The organism is Campylobacter sp. FOBRC14, assembly GCF_000287855.1.
Classification (GTDB): Bacteria; Campylobacterota; Campylobacteria; order Campylobacterales; family Campylobacteraceae; genus Campylobacter_A; species Campylobacter_A curvus.
The window spans coordinates 57,849-76,235 of record NZ_ALJJ01000012.1 but is presented as its reverse complement, the minus strand read 5'-3'; the positions used below and the strand labels follow the sequence as shown (position 1 = coordinate 76,235).

Genomic DNA, 18,387 nt, shown 5'->3' with positions numbered 1-18,387 from the left:
CTTATTTGCATATTTTTTCATAAATCATATTTTCATTTACAAAGACAAAAATATGACGCACCCTGGCCTCTTCTTTTTTATAGTCATACTCGAAAGTCGCTAAAAATTCGAGCACGCGCTTTGGCTCTTCGTTTAAAAATATATTCATCTCAAAGCCCTCGTTTGATAAAGCGTACCTATACGGAGCGCTCAAGGATAGCTTATCCAGGTCAAATTTTAGATTGTCATTGCTCTCGTCATAGCCTTTTATGACGATTTTTAAATTTTTTATGACCTCGTCCTTGATCTTGATGTCGTCAAATTTAAAAATTTCACCATCTTGCGGCCCTTGCGCCAAAATTTCATCAAAGCTTTTAGTGCAGTCTGCAAAGACCAGATCTTTTATCTCGCGCCCTATCAGGTCACACTCCTCTTTGCCTTTAACGATAACGTGATCTTCTATCGATCTTGGCTTTAAAATTTCATAATCTTTAAAATTTTTATCGTAATAGGCACTTTTTACCGCTTTATCAGACATCATCTCTCCGTTAATGCGTTGTTTTTGGCTTTTAATATCGGCTTAAGAAGATAATCAAGTATCGTCTTTTTGCCTGTAATGATATCGGCAGAAACGATCATGCCTACCTTTATGCGAAGCGGCTTTTCCTCACTTCCAAGATAGTTTTTATCAGTCTCGATGCGCACTAGATAGTAGCTCTCGCCGGTCTTTTCGTTCGTCTCGGTGTCAGCGCTGATTTGTGTCACCTTGCCCTTAAGACCGCCGTAAATGCTAAAATCGTAAGCTGTGAATTTCACTATCGTATCAAGCCCCGGTCTCAAAAATGCGACATCGGCCGGCTTGACCTTTACCTCAGCTACGAGCTTGTCTTCAAGCGGCACGATCTCAGCGATGTTTTCTCCGGGCTTTATGACACCAGAAATCGTATGCACCATCATTTTACTGACTATGCCGTTTACAGGAGAGCGCACATAGGTCCTTTCGACCCTGTCGCTAAGACTGATCTGCGACTCGCTGATACGGGCGATCTCGGCGGAGACTTCATTTAGTTCCTTTTTAGCGTTATTTTTAAACGCGAGCTTCGCCTCGGCTATCTTGTTTTGCGCCTCTTTTATGGTTGATTCCACGCGAGGCAGAGCCAAAACAGACGCGTCTAGCTCGCCTTTTAGATCGCTTACTCGCCTTTGAAGCTGGATATACTCGACCTCGCTTACGAGCCCTTTTTTAAAGATCGGCTCCATGATGGCCTTTTCTTTTAGCATAAGGTTGTAGCTGTTTTGCGTTTGTGAAATTTTATTTTTAAGCTCGGTCAGCTCGCTTTGACGCTGAGTTATCTGCTCGGTTAGAATTCTTATCTGCTCGTCAAGATGCTCTAAATTTGAGTTATGCAGGCTGATCTCATATTTTATGGCTTTGGTATTATTTGCGTCGCGCTTTTCGTCATAGACGAATTCCTTGTCGTTTGCCTCGGCATCAAGCCTCATAAATTTCGCCTCCAGCTCGTCAAGTCTAAGCTTAGACTCTCCGTAGCTACTTGAGAAATTTTTGTTGTCTATCCTTAAGATGATCTGATCTTTTTTGACTTCGTCGCCCTCTTTTACGAAAATTTCATCTACGATGCCGCCTTCGAGATTTTGTATGGCTTGGTTTTTGCCGGACGGGATTATCTTGCCGCTTCCTCTTGTTATCTCGTCTATCTGCGCCCACGAGGCCCAAACGATGAGCCAAAAGATCGTGAAACTAAGAGCGTATAATATCTTTTTAGATGTTGAGGGTGCTTTCGCGAGCACGGCTTCAGAGAGGCTGGACATAAATTTCAGATCGTATGCGTCATAGTCTTTGGCCTGGATATCAGCCTTGATATCTTTAACTCCATCAAAGATATCGGCACTGGCGCGCTCTTGCTCTTCAAGGGTGCTTGGCTGTTTTATCTCTTCCTCGTTCGTAGGGCTTGATTGAGTATTTTTTTCTTCTTGCATGTTTATTTCCCGCTAAGTCGTGCCAAAACTTCGTCTCTTGGACCGTCTAAAAGAATTTTGCCGTTATCCATGACTATGAGCCTATCTACCAGATCTAGCATAGATGTCCTGTGCGTTATGAGTAGCATCGTTTTGTTTTTCATATTTATCTTTAGATTCGCCTTTAGCTTGCTCTCGACTGTACTGTCAAGCGAATTTGTAGGCTCATCGAGCAAAATGATAGGGCTATCAAGCAAAAATGCTCTTGCCACTGCGATACTTTGACGCTGTCCGCCGCTGATGCCGTCGCCTCGCTCGAAAACCGGCATATCAAAGCCTAAAGGATGGGCATTCACATATTCGTCCACTCCGCTTATCTTGGCGGCTTTGATGATCTGCATATCATCGACATAAGGTGCTTTTTGCACGATGTTTTCCCTGACCGTGCCTTTAAAGAGCACGACATCTTGCGGCACATAGCCTATGTTTCTACGAAGGTCGGCAGGATCGATTTGATTTATATCTATGCCATCTATCAGCACCGCTCCTTCAGTGGGTGAGTAAAGCCCCAAAATGAGCTTTTGCAGGGTCGTTTTGCCCGAGCCGTTTTTGCCGATTATGCCTACTTTCTCACCTGCTGATATCACGAAATTTATCCTATCTAGCGAGCCTTTCGTGGTTTCTGGATATGTGAAGCTGACATTTTTAAATTCTATCCTTCCGGCAAAGGAATTTCGCCTTACGAATTTCTTGCCTTCCGGGCGCTCCACTGGCATTTGCATGATCTTGCTGAGGCTAGCGTAAGCGGTCTTTGTCTGCTCGAAATTTGCCGCTAACGACGCGACTTGACCCATCGGAGCGATAGCGCGCGAGCTGAGCATCACTGCTGCGATGAGCCCGCCCATCGTAAGCTGCGTGCCTTGTATCATATATACACCAAGAACGATGATAGCGATCGTGTTTAGCTGCACCAAAAACGATGTGACCGTCGTTATCGAGGTCGTTATCATTTTTGACTTTATACTTCTGTTTGCTATCTCGCCGGTAGCCTCTTCCCAGTTCCACTGCACATGGCCGCTAGCCCCTAGCGTCTTTATGGTCTCAAGTCCGCTAAGGCTCTCTATCAAAATTCCGTTCTTTGCCGCTGAGGCCTCGAAAGTGCTTTTTATCGCATTTTGCAAAGGATCTTTTATAAAAAACGTATAGCACAAGATAGAGAGCATTATGACGATAGGCACGATGACTAGGTAGCTGCCTATAAAATATGTAACTATCAAAAATATAAGCGCAAAAGGCAGATCCACGATCGCCGTGATCGATGCGGAGGAGAAGAAATTCCTAACGGTGTCGAATTCTTTCATATTGCTGGCAAACGAGCCGACCGATTTTGGCTTGTTGCTAAATTTCATATCCATGACGCGCTCAAAGAGCATTGAGCTCATTATGATGTCGCTCTTTTTGCCTGCTATCTCAAGGAAATACGCTCGCACGAATTTCAAAAAAAGATCGATACCATAAACCACGCTCACGCCAAGAGCAAGCACCCAAAGCGTCTCTACGGCGTTGTTTGGTACGACACGGTCATAGACGTTCATCGTAAAAAGCGGGCTTGCGAGCACGAATAAATTTATGATCAAGCTAGCCAGGATCACATCTATGTAAATTTTCTTAGAGCGCTTTAGCGTTCCCCAAAACCAATGCTCCTTGCCGGTGTCGATGAGTCTCGTGGAGTTCGTATCCTCCGGGACGAATTCACGCTTTAGATAATAAGCGTAGCCCAAATACTCCTCTTTGAGCTTATCTAGCTCGATAGTGCTGCTGCCCGAGGCTAGCTCGGGGGTTATCACGTTTGCCGTTTTCTTATCGTGGCTTATGGACTGTAAGATGCACGCCTTTTTACCTCGAAGCATCAAAATGCAGGGCAAAACGAGCGGTGAAATTTCCTCGAGCTCTTTTCTGACAAGAGTAGAGGCGAACCCCGCACGAGACGCCGCACGAGAAAAAAGCGACTTCGAGCCGTTTAGCGAAAAGAGCTCTATCTCCTCGCCGTCCTCGACAGGTAGCCCTATCGTGAGAGCGTCGGCGCTGTAAGGGTTGTTGTGAAGCTTAGTGAAGATGACCAAACACTCGAGCAGTTCGTCTTTTATATTTTCATTGTGCATTTATCATCCAATATTTTTGATCTCATCGATATAAATTCCTTGCATATTCATAATGCCAAGCTCGAGCAGCTTTTTCTTTTGCTCCTCGCTTTCAACACCGATGGCTACGAGCTTGATGTCTTTAGAGCTCATGATGACCTCAAGCGACTGCCTAGTCTGCGCACTGCCGTTTTCACTGAAAAAGTCTATGATGTTTGCGGCTTGAATTTTAACATAATCAGGATTTAGCTCTTTTAGCCTCTCGATGCTTTTAGCGTCGAGCCCGAAGTGATCAAAGCCAAAGCCAAAGCCAAATTCTTTGAGCTTATTCGTGAGCTTTATCACGCTTTGCAAGCTAATATCGTCTTTGTTTGGAATTTCTATATAGTTTTTAAATTTAGACGAAGCGCTTATTTTCTTAAGCACAGCCTCGAGCTTGTAAAAATTCTCGTCGGAATTTAAAATTTCCTTGCCCAAATTTATCGCCAAAGAGCCGTCAGGTAAAATTTTGCTAGGTAAAATTTGAGCTATCCTGTTTAAAATATGCAGATCAAGCGCCGCACCAAGGTCGAGTTCGTTTACCATCGGCATGAAATAAGAAGCCATCTGCCACTTACCCTCATCGTCCACAAGACGCAAGTAAAGCTCGTATTGCTCAAATTTATCATCGCTGCTGGCGACCTTTTGAGAGGCGAATTTAAACATATCGTTTTGCATGGATTTTGATATGAGGTCTCGGTATTTTTCCTTACCCATGATGAGCGCATTCGTGCTGTCTTTAAAAATTTTATATGTGAAATTTCCCTCTAAACGTGCATTTGCCAGTGTCACATCAGCTGTCGTCAGCAAAGTGCCTATTTGGCTTTTTGGCTCGTAATCCACTATCGCGGCGTTTGCCGGATACTCGTTTTCGTTGATGGCAAAATGCTGATACGTTTTTTTCATCTCGTCCATTATCTTTTCCGTAAGGCCGGTAACGCTTTGAGGATCTACACTCGGCATCAAGAGCGCAAAGTCGTTGTCATTTAGCCTGGCTATCACGGCGTTAAATTTGCTCTCGTCGACGCAGCTTTTTAAGATTTGAGCGATCTTTATAATAAAGCTTTGCCATTTCTCAAAGCCTAAAATTTTCTTTAAATTTACAAGCTCTTTAAAGCTTATAAGCACAATCGCACCGCGAGAATACTCCTCGCTTGCAAGGTATTCGCTAAATTTAGTCTGGAAAAATCTCCTGTTGTAAGCTCCACTCATGCCGTCTTTATAAAGCAGCTCTTGGTATTTATTGAGCGTAGCGGCCTCTCTTTCAAATATATCCTCGACTTTTTTGACCATCGAGTTCATCGCAAGCACCATCTGCCTAAGATCGGTCGTGAAAGGGATCTTTTCTTGGATCAAGAATTTATTATCAAGTATCGCTTCGGCTTGATTTTGCACCTTTAATAAAGGCTTGAATATCGCCTTTAGCCCGAAATAACTCACCACAAGCGAGACAGCTATCATGGCGAGTAGAAATTCAAATATATTTTTTATATTGGAGTAAAGCTCGTTATAAGCAAGCGCGGTGCTGCCTTGAACGTAAAGAGTGCCAAATTTCGTCCAGCCGGTCATTATCTCGCTTTGAACGATAGGCGCTTCAAATTTTGCAAATTTGAAAAACCACTCCGGTACGCCCATAGCTTGGGTAGGCTGAGAGCTTTCTATCAAAATTTTCCCGTCTACGTCTTCAAGCTTTATGAGCTGATAGCGACCGCTGTCAAACATCGAATTTATCATCGTTTCAGCCATCGACATATCGTCGGGATCTATGATAGGCTTTAGCGCCAGTCCTAAAGAATTTGCCGTATGCCTGGCATTTTCACCAAGCTGATCGTTGATGTAGCTATTTAAGCTTTTAAAATTCAAATATCCTACCGCCATGAATATCACGATACCAAAAGCTATCACAGCCAACATGATCTGTTTAAATAGTGTCATAAATCCTCTTTTTGCATTTTATCTATCAGTTCCAACCATTTCGGGTTTTGTTTTTTATTGCCGCCCGGAACGACCTGCCCCAGTCCCTCTTGCTTTGCGAGATAAAGCGAGTCGCCGTTAAAGCTATAAACCGGCAAAAGATCAGTCCTTTGTGTCGCGATCTTGATCTTGCCGTTTATGTTGTCTAGTATGAGTGGGATCGATTTTGGCGTCTCATAATACGAAAGTACCATGTGAGCTTGATTGTATTTTAGAGCCTTGACGTAGGTAAAATATAACTTATCCGTCGGGACTCCAAGCTGCTTTAGCGTAAAATACTTCGCTATCACGTAATCCTCGCAATCGCCCGCACCCTTACCTAAAAATTCCATCCTCGTAGCCCAATAATCCTTTTTGCCCCAAACTTCCATATCGGTAGTCCATCTTAACGCATTGAAAAAATCATTGACCTTAACGAGCTTCTCTTGAACGCTCGCATTTTGCAAGGAGGCCATCAGTGCATTTAAAGCACTTGCTCTTCTTCTGGCGTCCTCTCCGTAAATTTGACCCATTTTCGCTATCGTGGAGGATTTTATGAAATCAGCTACCAGCCCACATGCGAAAATAGATAAAAGAGCGCCAAAACTAAGCGCCCTTAAGGCTTTTACGACCTTTTTGGTCATATCCTAGGCTACCTTAGATCGTTTTGAATACTGCAAGCACCCTGGATATATCTCTTTGCAAAACCAGGCTCGAAGCTATCAGAGATCATACCCATGTTGTCAAGCAGCCTAAATTTCGCGTAAAGCAGCGCCGTTTCGGTATTTATTATCTCTTTTAGCGCGGTATTGTACTCGCTCTCTGCATCGAGCAAATTTATAAGGTCGCGGCGACCTATCCTAAATTCGTCCTGATATGCGTCCAGCGTCGCTTTAGCGTATTCGACGTGCTGATTTAAGTAGCTCATTTTTTCCTGCTCTAAAGTGTAGTTTTGCCACGAAAATTCCAAAGACTCTCTAAGCTCTCTTAAGAGATTGTCCAGAGTTTGCTGCTCTTGTTGCACCGCTAGCCTACTTTTTTCTTTATCCAGCTTATCGTTTCCTTTGTTATAAAGGTTGTAGTTTAGCCTCACGAGCGCATCGAAAGTCTGCTCCTCATAATTATCATAAAGCACGTTCGTGTGATCGTATCCGCCAGATACTACCAGATCGACTTTCGGTAAAAACGGCGCATTTTTCTCTTTTACCACCGACTCGGCCATAGCGATATTTGATCGCTGCACCAATAAAGACGGGTTACAAAGCATCGCTTTATCGTAAACGGCTTGTTTTGTCGCAGGTAAAGGAAGCGTGAAATCAGGCATTATCAAATTTTTAGCCTCTACCTTTTTACCGTATAGCTTTTCAAACGTAGAGAGCGCGTCCTCGTAATTATTTTTTGCAGCCACGTAGTTTGACTGGGCCAAGGTGTAGCGAGAGCCGGCCTGACGCTGCTCGGAGACTATGCCGTATCCTGACTGCGCTCTGTCTTTGATCTGATCGAAAATTTCTTGATGATTTTTGACGTTTTGCTCTTCTACCTCTAAAATTTTCTTGGTTTTTATGACTTCCAGATACGCATTAGTCATGTTTAAAGACAGTCTATCAGCAGCCTGAGCCACGCTGTAAGCAGCCGAGTCCATGCGAGCGCTTTGAGAATTTATCCTGTTTTTATCCGCGCCGCCGTTATATAAATTTTCGACTAAAGTCAAAGTAGCGCCAGACACCCTGCCGTCGCCTTTTTGTGTCGTTATACCGTTATCAAGGCGCTTTCTCTCGTATCCTACGCGACCTGAAGCGTCTAGTGTCGGATAGTAAGCGTTTTTAGCCATATTTAGGTCTTTGCCCACTTGCAGATAGTTAAATTCGACCGCTTTTAAATTTGGATTTTCGTTCAAAACGGACCTTACGACATCGTTTAGGGCTAAAATGCTATCGTCACTCTTTTGTGCGGGGGCTTGATCCGGCTTTGCCATCGCTTGCTCGATGTCGGCTTTGGTATCGCCGGTGTTGTTTGTAGCGGAATTTTCATTTGTAGTTTGATTATCTTTACGCTTCATGAACGCATCTTTATATCCTGACGCGTCTCTTACTTTGCCCAGTAGCTCGTTAGCCTGCGCGGCGGAGACTGGCGTAGTATCGACATAGACGAATTTTCGTCCGTTTAGATCGTAGCTTCCCACACTTAGCCTGGAGTCTTGCGAAATTTTATCGCTTATCTCTTTTACTACGTTGTTTACTCTGTTTTGATCGCCGTTTTGGCTGAACGTAGCGACGAAGATCCTATAAGACATATCCTGTGCGGACAACACCATAGCGGCCGTAAGAGCGCTGATTGCAAACATTTTTTTCATCGTAAAATCCTTTTTATTTTGGCTCGATAAAACACGTCGTTTCTATGAGCCGTTTATTATACATAAAAGAGAATTAAACGTTTTTTAAATAATCTGTAACCTAAAATTTAAATCGTTTTTGAGTAGCGCCTCAAATTTTCAGGAATTTTTTGCAAATACTCGTCAAAGCACATCGCGATATTACGGATGATGAGCGTCCCCGTCTCATTTACGCTGATCTTTTCAGGAGTGATCTTTACAAAATCCTTCAGCTCTTCAAGCTGTTTTAGCTCGCCTTTAAAATGCTCGAAAAATTTCACGCCAAATTCGGCCTCGACCGCCTTTATATCGAGTGTAAAGTTACTCATCAGACTCATTATCACGGTCTTTCTGAGCAAGTCCTCATCGCTTAGATAAATACCTTTTGCATAAGGCAAGATCCCGCTATCAAGCGCGGCTTCATACTGATCCATATCTTTGAAATTTTGCGCGTAATGGCGTTTGCACTCGCCGATACTAGTGACGCCGATACCGATCAGATCGGCTCCGCCCTTTGTCGTGTAGCCTTGGAAATTCCTATGCAGCGTGCCATTTGCAAGTGCGGCAAAAAGCTCGTCGTTTGGCTTTGCGAAGTGATCCATCCCTATCATCTTGTAGCCGTTTTTCGTCAAAAATTCCGCCGTATATTTTAAAATTTCAAGCTTTACCTGCGGGCTTGGCAGCGTCGTTTCATCAAATTTACGCATAGATTTTTTTATCCACGGCACGTGAGCGTAATTAAAGATCGCAAGACGGTCCGGATCGAGCGTGAGGGCAAGCTCTAATGTGTGCTTGAAGCTATCCAAACTCTGATAAGGTAGGCCGTAAATGAGGTCCATATTTACCGAGTTTATGCCCTTTTTACGCGCTAAATTCACCGCATTTTGCGTGATCTCGTATGGCTGGATGCGGTGGATCTCTTTTTGAACCTTCTCATCAAAGTCCTGCACGCCGTAGCTAACGCGGTTAAAGCCGTGCGAGACCAGCACGTCAAGCTGCGCTTCGTTTAAAAACCTGGGATCGATCTCACAGCTTACTTCGGCGTTTGGCAAGAAATTTTGAAATTTCGCCTTGATAAGACGAATGATCCTGTCAAGCTGAGTGGCATCGTAAAATGTCGGAGTGCCGCCACCAAAGTGCATTTGCAGCACGGGCACGCTAGTATCCAGATGTGCGCTTAAAATTTCAAGCTCCTTTTTAAGGTAGCCGATATATCGCTCTTTGCGGTCGTCTTTGCTCGTGTAGATCACGTTACAGCCGCAAAAATAGCACGCACTCCTACAAAACGGTAGGTGCAGATAAAGCGATAGAGGGCGGCTTTTATCGCGATTTTTGAGCTCGTTTACGTAGTCATCGTAGCTAAATTTATCGCTAAATTCTGGCGCAGTCGGATAGCTCGTGTAGCGCGGTCCAGGACGCGAATACTTCACATAGGCGCTAAAATCAATCATTTGCCCTGCTCCTTGCAAACTGCATCATCTCTTTGATATTTACAAATAAATTCGGATGCTCTTTTTTTATGTTTTTTACGAGCTGGTCGAGGTCGATGTTGAAATTTTTATTTTTCTGCTCGGCGGCGATCTTTTTTATCTCGTCCATCGCAACGACCCAAACATCGCTAAAATCGACCGGAACGTTTTGCCAGATCGTCTTTTCAAGCCGCAGGTCGAAATTTTCCTTTTGTGCTGCGCGGTAAGCCTCGATGAGCGCCGAGAGCGACTTTATCGAAACCATCGTGTGTAAATTTTGATGCTCATCTATGCCAAACCAAGGCTCTACGCCGTCCCATGAGCCGCTTTTTAGACTCAGGACGTGCTCGTTTGGATTTTGCGTAGGAACGATCTCAAATATCGTCCTCTCATCGTCCTTTAGCCCCAAACTACTGCTGATCTCGTCTATTTTTTCATAGGCTTTTTCATTTTTTTCTTCACTCATTTTCATCTCGTTTTTAAATTTATCTTTTGTCATTTAGCCAGACCATCACGCCCTTTTGCGCGTGCAGGCGGTTCTGCGCCTCTGCGAAAATCTCATCCGCATGCGCTTCAAACACCGCTTCGCTCACTTCATACCCGCGATACGCCGGCAAACAGTGCAAAAATATCGCGTTTTTAGCGGCTAAACTCATCAAATTTTCATCGACGCAAAAGCCTGCAAATTCTCGCAAGCGTTTTTCTTTTTGTGCCTCTTGCCCCATCGACACCCACGTATCTGTCGTCACCACGTCCGCGCCCGAGACTGCCTCTTTTGGCTCGTTTGAGAGGTAAATTTTAGCCCCTGAAATTTTAGCGTTTTGTTGCGCTTTTTCTAAAATTTTAGCATCCGGCTCGTAGCCCTTTGGCGTTGCGATACGAAGCTCGAGCCCAAGCTTGCTAGCTAGCATCAGCCACGAGTGCGCCATGTTGTTGCCATCTCCGATGTAGGCGATCTTCTCGCCACTTCCGCGCTCCCTCATCGTCAGATAATCCGCCATGAGCTGGACGGGGTGAAATTTATCGCTCAGCCCGTTTATGACGGGATTTTGGCTAAATTTTGCAAATTCTTCAAGCGTCTCGTGGCGATTGACGCGCAGCATCGCCATGTCGCACATTGAGCTTATCACGCGCGCGGTGTCTTTTATCGGCTCGCCGCGTCCGATTTGCAGGTCGTTTGCGCTTAGAAATAGCGCGTGCCCGCCCAGCTGATACATCCCTACTTCAAAGCTCACGCGCGTCCTGGTCGAGCTTTTCTCAAATATCATCGCCAGCGTTTGATCCTTTAAATACGGCTTAAATTCCCGCACTTTCGCCTCTTTTTTTATCTTACCGGCTAAATTTATCATCTGCAAAATTTCATCTTTGCTAAAATCATCAAGCGTCAAAAAATGTCTCATTTTATTCCTTAAATTTAGGCTAAATTTAAAAATTTCGCCTCAAAATTTCCGCCGCCTCTTTGGCGTGATAGCTGATGATGATGTCAGCTCCCGCGCGCTTAAAGCCCACGAGCGTCTCCATCATCACGCGCTCATAGTCGATGACGCCAGCTTTTGCGCCCGCTTTTAAAAGTGCGTATTCTCCGCTCACGTTATACGCGCATATCGGTAGTCTCGTCGCCTCTCGTAGCTCGCGGATGATATCAAGGTATGCTAACGCGGGCTTTACCATCAAAACATCCGCCCCCTGCGCCTCGTCTTCTAGGCTCTCGCTCACGGCTTCCAGGCGGTTTGCGCTATCCATCTGATAGCTCCTGCGGTCGCCAAAGCTAGGCGCACTCTCCGCCACATCGCGAAAAGGTCCGTAGTAAGCCGACGCAAATTTCGTCGAATACGCCATTATCGGTAAATTTTCAAAGCCATTCTCATCGAGCGCACCGCGAAGTGTGGCGATGATACCGTCCATCATGCCGCTTGGCGCGATCATATCCGCGCCGTTTTTAGCATGCACGAGAGCCTGCGCGGCGGAGATTTCCAGCGTCGCGTCGTTATCGACCGTCTGATGGACGTGATCTAGGATGCCGCAGTGTCCGTGGTCGGTGTATTCGCAAAAGCACAGATCGGTTACAACCAGTAAATTTGGAAATTTATCCTTTATAGCTCGAAGCGTGACGGCGATAATGCCCTCGTCGCTCAAAGCATCGGAGCCTACGCTATCTTTCACGCTTGGTATGCCAAATAAAATCACCGCCTTTATGCCTAAATTTATGACCGCCGCGCACTCTTTTAAAATTTCATCCACACTCATCTGAAAGACACCCGGCATCGAGGCGATCTCCTTTTTCACGCCCCTGCCCTCCACGACAAAAAGCGGATAGATGAAGTCGTTCACACTTAGGCTCGTCTCCCTTATGAGGTCCCTAAACAGCGGATTTATCCTAAGTCTTCTAAAACGTTTAAACATATTTTTGCCTTTACTTTGCTACAATTTTGCCTTAGTGTATCATATTAGGAGTTAAAAATTTATGAATATAAACCTTTCGAGCGAGGCGCACCTGCCTTCGCGTTTTGGGATGTTTGAGATAAAGGCGTTCAAAGAGGGCGAAAAGGAGCATTTGGCGATATTTAAAAGACCCTTTGACGAGGTCGTAAATGTCCGCATCCACTCCGAATGCCTCACCGGCGATGCCATCGGTAGCCTAAAATGCGACTGTCGCGACCAGCTCGAAGCTAGCCTAAAATACATCGAGGAGCATGGCGGCATGGTCATCTACCTGCGTCAAGAGGGGCGAAATATCGGGCTTTTAAACAAAGTAAATGCCTATCATCTCCAAGACAGCGGGCTTGACACGATCGAGGCGAACCATCAGCTGGGCTTTAAAGCCGACGAGCGCACATACGAGATCGTGGATTTTATCTTAAAGCATTTTGGCATCACGAAGATAAATTTACTCACGAACAATCCGCAAAAGCTAATGGGCTTAAAGTGCGTGCAGATCGTCTCTCGCGTGCCTATCGTCATACACGCAAATAAATTTAACGAGGGCTACTTGAAGGTAAAAAAAGAGCAAATGGGGCATATGCTCGATGATTGAAATTCCAAGCGATTTTAGCGAGCAAACGGCAAAATTTACGCAAATTTTGGCTAAATTTAACCGCGTGCATAGCCTGACGAATTATAAAAATTTTGATGAGCAAATCAGCGACAGCATCAGTCCGCTTAAATGGCTTAAATTTTACCCCGAAACGGCGATCGATGTTGGCAGCGGGGCGGGATTTCCCGCGATATTTTTGGCGATGATTTTAAAGGATTGCCGGTGGTGGCTTTTTGAGCCAAATGCGAAAAAATCATCATTTTTAAGCTACGTCAAAGCCGAGCTAAATTTAAAAAACGTGAGTGTCAAAAGCTGTAAGATCGAGGCTTGCGAGCCCTTTGTAGCGCAGCTCATCACCAGCCGCGCGCTGATGAAGACAAAAGAGCTGCTTAAAATTTGCCGCGGCTTTTATGACAATGAGACGCAAATTTTACTCTACAAAGGAAGCAGCGTAGAGGGCGAGCTGGACGGACTTGACGCGCAAATTTACGGCGTCAAAAATAGAAATTATGTATTTTTAAATGTAAAACGAGACTGGAAAGAAAATGAGTAAAATTTTAATATTTTTGGCTATTTTGCTAGCCGTTTATATCGTGTTTTTTAAAATGAAAAAGCGCGGCGACAAAGAGGCGCAAAATTTCGTCGAGTGCGCTAAATGCGGTACTTTCGTCGATATGAAAGAGACAGTTTTAAGTAGCGGTAGATACATCTGCAAAGAGTGCATAAAGGATGAGCGATGCAACTGATCGGTCACTGGCTCGTGCCCTACGAGTCCTTATTTTGGGTGCAATCCAAAAATGAAATTTCAAACGAGAGACAAAATTTATTTAAATACGACGAGGATGCGATAGGGCGCGCAAAGGAGCTAAATGCTGAATTTAGCGTCATTTGCCGCTATGTTAGCGAGGCTATCATCGCAAACGCCGCAGGAGCGAAATTTATCGTTTGCAGCACCCACGAGGCCAAAGAGATCGCGGATCTAGCGCAGTTTTATCTCTTTGACAGCAAGATTGCCTGCGTGATAAAAAGCGAGGACGAGCTTGAGATTTTGGCTAAATTTGGCGTAGACGTCGCGATATTCAGACAAGGCATCATCGGTGGAAATTTTTAAGACCTGTTTTTTGATGGTTGTTTTGATGCTACTTTTTGTCTTTGTAGGCGGCTACGTCGGCGGTCAGCAGGGTATGATCATCGCATTTTTAGTCGCGCTTGGGATGAATTTTTCTCATATTTTTTTTCCGACAAGCTCGTGCTAAAACGCTACAACGCCGTAGAGGTCAGCAAAAAAAACGCAAAAGGACTTTACGCGATAGTGCGTAGGTTGAGCCAAAACGCGGGTCTGCCGATGCCAAAAGTATACATAATCCCCGAGCGAGCGCCAAACGCCTTTGCCACGGGTCGCAATCCCAGCCACGCCGCAGTAGCCGTCACGGAGGGACTTTTAAATCTGCTTAATGAAAACGAGATAGAGGGCGTGCTAGCCCACGAGCTAAGCCACGTGCGCCACTATGATATCCTCACGGGCTCGATAGCCGCAGTGATGGCCGGAGCTATCGCGATGCTGGCAAATTTCGCAAAATTCGGCGCGGCTTCAGGCTCAAACCGCAACACACAAAAGGGCAATGCAGCCATAATGCTGATAATCGCGCTCATAATGCCACTAGCTGCCACGATCATACAAATGGCGATATCCAGAGAGCGCGAATACAAAGCCGATAAAGGTGCAGCGCTACTGACAGGGCATCCCGAGTGGCTAGAAAGCGCCCTAAATAAGCTCGAAAACTACTCGAATTCATACACGATGCAAAACGCCTCGCCGCAAAGCGCGCATATGTTTATTATTAATCCCTTTGGCGACATCAAAAACACGCTAAGCACGCTCTTTCGCACGCATCCTAGCACGAGCGATCGTATAGCCGAGCTAAAAAAGATAGGAATGCAGCTAAAAAATCGATGATTTGCGGCTAAATTTAGCTTTTTAGCAAACAAAAGCGCCTAAGGGAAATCAAAATTTGACCCCGTTTTAAAAAAAGTGTAGATATTTAAAAATTTTATGACGCCCTGGCGTAGTCAAATCTTAATGCGTTCGCAACGCTATGTTACAGGAAAAACACGGGCAGTGTTTTGAATAAGACGAAGTCGAAGCGTCCCCTTGGGCTACGAGTGGAACGAAGTAGAAAACTTCGCTCGAGGTATGGATGCGGTAGCTGACCGCCAAAATACGACAAGGACAGCTTTTATAGTGGATAAAATTTCATTTTTGATTTAGACAATCAAGCCTCGTGATCTCATACTCAAACAAAAGCTTGCCGTTCTCATCGTAAAAAAGCTGCTGTAGCGCGATATTTGCATCAAGCAAAGCAAGCACCTCTTTATCTTTGCAGGCCTCGCGCAGGTTTAAATTTTTAGTCTCCTGCGCATATTTTTTCAGCTCGTTTTCGTTAAATTTCGTGACCCAAGTCTTTTTCGTATCATTTACCCCGTATCTGTAGATCAAAGTATCAGAAACGTTTAAAATATCGTTTAGCACGAGGTTTGAGTTGCATCTATGAGGTAAAGCTTTCTTATAAAATTTCGCGTATCTTTCCGCTGCCTGCTCGGCGCTTGAGGCAAATGAAATTTCACACAAAATCAGCAAGAAAATGGCTATTCGCAACTTCTTTTGTCCATTTTGATATCAAAAAAATGCCTACCATCAAGCGCGTATCGGCCCTTTAGCGTTATGCCGCGATTTAGCACCGCGTGAGATATCGCCGTAGCGCATAAGGCGGCCTTACCATTTTCGTAAAATTCTTTTTTCAAGGATCTGATCTCGTTTGCGCTGTATCGCGAAATTTTTCTATTTTCAGTATCGTTTAGCGCGAAATTCGCCTCGATATCAAGCCCCTTGTAGCTAAGCGACTGCAAAGTCACCATCTCATCGACTCTATGAGGCAGGTTTTCCTTTGCCAGCTGAGCGATAAAGGGCGGTATCTGCTCGGTTTTTAGACTTGCTAGTATCTGCTCGTAGAATTTTATCTCGTTCTTGTCCATGCCAAAGGCGAAGCATGTCAAAAATGCCAGAATGATCTTTCTCATCGATTTCCTTTAAATGATGTTATTCTAGCTGTAAATTTTAAAAATTTAGTAAAGATCGCGTTTAGACGAATTTTCGTTTGATATTTGGTGAGAGCTTTACCAAAATGTCGTAGTTTATCGTATCAAAATATCGCGCCCAAACGTTGGCATCGTCAAACACGCAGACCCACTCGCCCGCGTCCTCACAGCTAAAGCTGTCCATCGACATCTTGCCAAGCATCGCCTTGCCGTTTGCAAGCGGTAGCTCGCCATCTCCAGCGTATCTAAGTAGGCCGTCGCCGTATCCTAGATCGTAAGTAGCGATATTTATATCTTTATCGGCGCAAAATTTAGCCCCGTAGCCTACGCATTGACCCGCTTTTAGCACGCGTTCGCTCACCTTTTGCGCCCAGAGGCTAAGCACCGGTTTTAAATTTAGACTATCGTCAAACTGCGCGTATCCGTGCTGAGCTATGCCGACTCTGACCATATCGTCGTCAAATTCGCCAAATCTCTCGAGCGCGGCGGAGTTGTGTGAGTGAAAGATCGGATGAGGCATGGCGAATTTCTCGCAAAGCCTTAAAATTTCGGCCTTTGCCTCTTTGAAATTTTGCCTTTGCACGAAATAATCGGCGTTCATCTCATCGCTCGCGCGAAAATGCGTATATGCGCCCTCAAGTGCTAAACCTCTCTCTTTTATGGGCCCAAACGCCGCTTCAAGCTCGCTAAATTTCAGCCCGTTTCTGTGCATATTCGTATCTATGACTAGATGTATGCGCGTGCCACGCTTTATGCGGTTAAGCCCTTTCATGTCGTTTATGGCGTATATGAAATTTTGATCTTCATCGCCGTTTGCGATATGCGAAAGGATCAAAATTTTCTCGAAATTTCGCTGTATTTCAAGAGCTTCACTCTGGCTTTTTACAGCGCAAAATTTTATCCCAAATTCGCTCGCCGCAGCGGCTATCAGCTTTGCGCCGTGTCCGTAGGCGTTGTCTTTTAGCACGAGCATGACGCGCTCTTTGCCGCCGGCTTTGTTTGAAATTTGCATTAGATTGTGGATGTAGGCTTTTTTATTTAAATGTATCTCAGACATTAAAATTCACATCAAATGCGTCATAAACATCGGGCAAGAGCTTTCTTAGGCTGTAATCATAAGCGTAAAATCTCGCGTAGATCTCTTTTATATCCGCCTTTTTCACGGCGTCAAAGTCAAAAACATCAGTGCCGTTTTTCTTTGGCACTTGCCTGTCTAGCTCGGTGAAAAATTCGCTCCTAGCCTTTAAAATCGCCTCTATTTTTTGTTTTACTACATTTTTATCTTGCATTTTCACTCCTCGATAAAAATTTTCATATCATTGCCGTAAAGCTTGACATAAAGTGTCTTTTGTCCCGCAAATTTATGCGTAGCGCTCGCATAATCCTCAAAAAAGCTCACGCGAAAAAGCTTATCTTTTTTGAGATTTGGATAAGGCGTGATGAGAAAATTTGAAAACGCTATGCTCTTGCTCTCTTTTCGCGCGAATATCGATTTTTTCATACTTTTGAAATTTTCTAAGCTCATGCCGTCGTAGCGCGCGAAATCTTTATCGTAAAATTTCAAATAGCTGTCTATATCGTTTTCGATCCATGTCTTTTTCCATGCAAAAAGTCCCGATATGATCGCGGCTATTTCACTTGCGTTGGTCTGAGGCCTCACGTCCTCGTATATGAGCGCCAGCGTCTTTTTGTGGTCGATAACCTTGTCAAATTTCATCAAAATGTCATTTTCCATCGCGACGCAACCCTTGGTTTTCAGCTCGTCCGTCCTTTGTCCGTCAAGCGGATAGCCATGTATCCAGATGCCTCCGCCGTTTCTTTTGGCTAGTTTGTCAAGCAGGTTTGGATACGAAAGCGAAAAGGCAAGAGGCCCTAGATACGGATCGCTTGGCGTAAATCTGCGCGTAAGCTGATAGACTCCCACAGGCGTTTTTAGATCGCCCTCTAAGAGCTTGTCTCCGCTTTTGCCCACTATCACGCCGGTATCAAAAACGCGTTCCAGTTTGCCGTTATCATAAGAAAGCACTTCCAGCTTTTTGCCCGTTTTATCGACTACCGCAAGCAGCACCTCGTTGTCGTAGTAGCCGTATTTTACGTCTTTGCCATCAAGTCTTTTAGCCCAGTATTCTTTGCTTAAAATATTTTTCTCTATCGCCTTTATGACGGCGCCAGCACCGCTTTTAAGATAGATATCCTCGTAATTTTGAGCGCTAAGGCTCGCCGCCAGTATGAAAAAAGGGAAAATTATTTTTTTCAATCAAAACCCCGAATTGTGAAATTTAATCCGTAATTATAGCTTAAAATTTATATTTTTCACGCCTTTAAACA

Annotated in this window: 19 protein-coding genes and 1 pseudogene; 5 read left to right on the top strand and 15 right to left on the bottom strand. The window is 44.6% G+C overall.

Features of this window, described 5'->3' with window-relative positions; translation table 11 throughout:
- Position 1: 1 nt before the first annotated feature.
- From HMPREF1139_RS06170 to hemB, 10 genes are all read right to left on the bottom strand, one after another.
- Positions 2-517 carry a DUF5416 family protein gene (locus HMPREF1139_RS06170; protein ID WP_009650497.1) on the bottom strand — a complete coding sequence of 172 codons (516 nt, stop codon included), beginning with the start codon at positions 515-517 and terminating at the stop codon, positions 2-4.
- Positions 517-1,977, bottom strand: a complete 1,461-nt coding sequence (locus HMPREF1139_RS06165; RefSeq protein ID WP_009650585.1) for an HlyD family type I secretion periplasmic adaptor subunit — start codon at positions 1,975-1,977, stop codon at positions 517-519. Before HMPREF1139_RS06165 ends, HMPREF1139_RS06170 begins: the two co-directional genes overlap by 1 nt.
- 2 nt (positions 1,978-1,979) lie before the next feature.
- The gene (locus HMPREF1139_RS06160) at positions 1,980-4,118 is read right to left on the bottom strand and encodes a type I secretion system permease/ATPase (RefSeq protein WP_009650523.1); all 2,139 of its coding nucleotides are present in this window, start codon (positions 4,116-4,118) and stop codon (positions 1,980-1,982) included.
- A 3-nt stretch (positions 4,119-4,121) separates the two neighbouring features.
- Positions 4,122-6,071: a bifunctional diguanylate cyclase/phosphodiesterase gene (locus HMPREF1139_RS06155; protein WP_009650592.1), complete on the bottom strand. Its 1,950-nt coding sequence runs from the start codon at positions 6,069-6,071 to the stop codon at positions 4,122-4,124.
- On the bottom strand, positions 6,068-6,733 hold the full coding sequence (locus HMPREF1139_RS06150; RefSeq protein ID WP_009650455.1) for a transglutaminase-like cysteine peptidase: 666 nt from the start codon (positions 6,731-6,733) through the stop codon (positions 6,068-6,070). The genes HMPREF1139_RS06155 and HMPREF1139_RS06150 overlap by 4 nt, the downstream gene beginning before the upstream one ends.
- Positions 6,734-6,741: 8 nt before the next feature.
- Positions 6,742-8,442: a TolC family protein gene (locus tag HMPREF1139_RS06145; protein ID WP_009650577.1), complete on the bottom strand. Its 1,701-nt coding sequence runs from the start codon at positions 8,440-8,442 to the stop codon at positions 6,742-6,744.
- Between the two features lie 107 nt (positions 8,443-8,549).
- Complete coding sequence (gene hemN, locus HMPREF1139_RS06140) at positions 8,550-9,911, bottom strand: oxygen-independent coproporphyrinogen III oxidase (RefSeq protein ID WP_009650548.1); 1,362 nt, start codon at positions 9,909-9,911, stop codon at positions 8,550-8,552.
- On the bottom strand, positions 9,904-10,395 hold the full coding sequence (locus tag HMPREF1139_RS06135) for a DUF2603 domain-containing protein (RefSeq protein ID WP_034966229.1): 492 nt from the start codon (positions 10,393-10,395) through the stop codon (positions 9,904-9,906). Before HMPREF1139_RS06135 ends, hemN begins: the two co-directional genes overlap by 8 nt.
- Before the next feature lie 19 nt (positions 10,396-10,414).
- Positions 10,415-11,329: an ornithine carbamoyltransferase gene (gene argF / locus HMPREF1139_RS06130; RefSeq protein ID WP_009650487.1), complete on the bottom strand. Its 915-nt coding sequence runs from the start codon at positions 11,327-11,329 to the stop codon at positions 10,415-10,417.
- A 25-nt stretch (positions 11,330-11,354) separates the two neighbouring features.
- Positions 11,355-12,332, bottom strand: a complete 978-nt coding sequence (hemB, locus tag HMPREF1139_RS06125; protein WP_009650556.1) for a porphobilinogen synthase — start codon at positions 12,330-12,332, stop codon at positions 11,355-11,357.
- A 61-nt stretch (positions 12,333-12,393) separates the two neighbouring features.
- Here hemB and ribA point away from each other — a divergent pair, with 61 nt between their 5' ends.
- From ribA to htpX, 5 genes and pseudogenes are all read left to right on the top strand, one after another.
- Entirely contained in the window at positions 12,394-12,963 is a 570-nt protein-coding gene (gene ribA, locus HMPREF1139_RS06120) for a GTP cyclohydrolase II (protein ID WP_009650507.1), read from the top strand.
- Positions 12,956-13,516, top strand: a complete 561-nt coding sequence (gene rsmG, locus HMPREF1139_RS06115; protein ID WP_009650527.1) for a 16S rRNA (guanine(527)-N(7))-methyltransferase RsmG — start codon at positions 12,956-12,958, stop codon at positions 13,514-13,516. Before ribA ends, rsmG begins: the two co-directional genes overlap by 8 nt.
- Positions 13,509-13,709, top strand: a complete 201-nt coding sequence (locus HMPREF1139_RS06110) for a PP0621 family protein (RefSeq protein WP_009650535.1) — start codon at positions 13,509-13,511, stop codon at positions 13,707-13,709. Before rsmG ends, HMPREF1139_RS06110 begins: the two co-directional genes overlap by 8 nt.
- The gene (locus HMPREF1139_RS06105; RefSeq protein WP_009650590.1) at positions 13,700-14,074 is read left to right on the top strand and encodes a hypothetical protein; all 375 of its coding nucleotides are present in this window, start codon (positions 13,700-13,702) and stop codon (positions 14,072-14,074) included. The genes HMPREF1139_RS06110 and HMPREF1139_RS06105 overlap by 10 nt, the downstream gene beginning before the upstream one ends.
- Positions 14,061-14,920, top strand: a pseudogene (htpX, locus tag HMPREF1139_RS06100) (zinc metalloprotease HtpX). The gene HMPREF1139_RS06105 and the pseudogene htpX overlap by 14 nt, the downstream one beginning before the upstream one ends.
- Before the next feature lie 297 nt (positions 14,921-15,217).
- Here the strand turns inward: htpX and HMPREF1139_RS06095 are convergent.
- The 5 genes from HMPREF1139_RS06095 to HMPREF1139_RS06075 form a co-directional block, all read right to left on the bottom strand.
- Positions 15,218-15,619, bottom strand: a complete 402-nt coding sequence (locus HMPREF1139_RS06095) for a hypothetical protein (protein ID WP_231931832.1) — start codon at positions 15,617-15,619, stop codon at positions 15,218-15,220.
- Complete coding sequence (locus tag HMPREF1139_RS06090) at positions 15,610-16,041, bottom strand: hypothetical protein (RefSeq protein WP_009650591.1); 432 nt, start codon at positions 16,039-16,041, stop codon at positions 15,610-15,612. Before HMPREF1139_RS06090 ends, HMPREF1139_RS06095 begins: the two co-directional genes overlap by 10 nt.
- Before the next feature lie 61 nt (positions 16,042-16,102).
- A complete protein-coding gene (locus HMPREF1139_RS06085; RefSeq protein ID WP_009650504.1) occupies positions 16,103-17,116 on the bottom strand; it encodes an alanine racemase in 1,014 nt (337 codons plus the stop codon).
- A complete protein-coding gene (cmeU, locus tag HMPREF1139_RS06080; protein WP_009650536.1) occupies positions 17,109-17,348 on the bottom strand; it encodes a CmeU family protein in 240 nt (79 codons plus the stop codon). Before cmeU ends, HMPREF1139_RS06085 begins: the two co-directional genes overlap by 8 nt.
- Positions 17,349-17,350: 2 nt before the next feature.
- Positions 17,351-18,316, bottom strand: coding sequence for a L,D-transpeptidase family protein (locus HMPREF1139_RS06075; protein ID WP_009650510.1), 966 nt, complete (start codon positions 18,314-18,316; stop codon positions 17,351-17,353).
- Positions 18,317-18,387 lie beyond the last annotated feature (71 nt).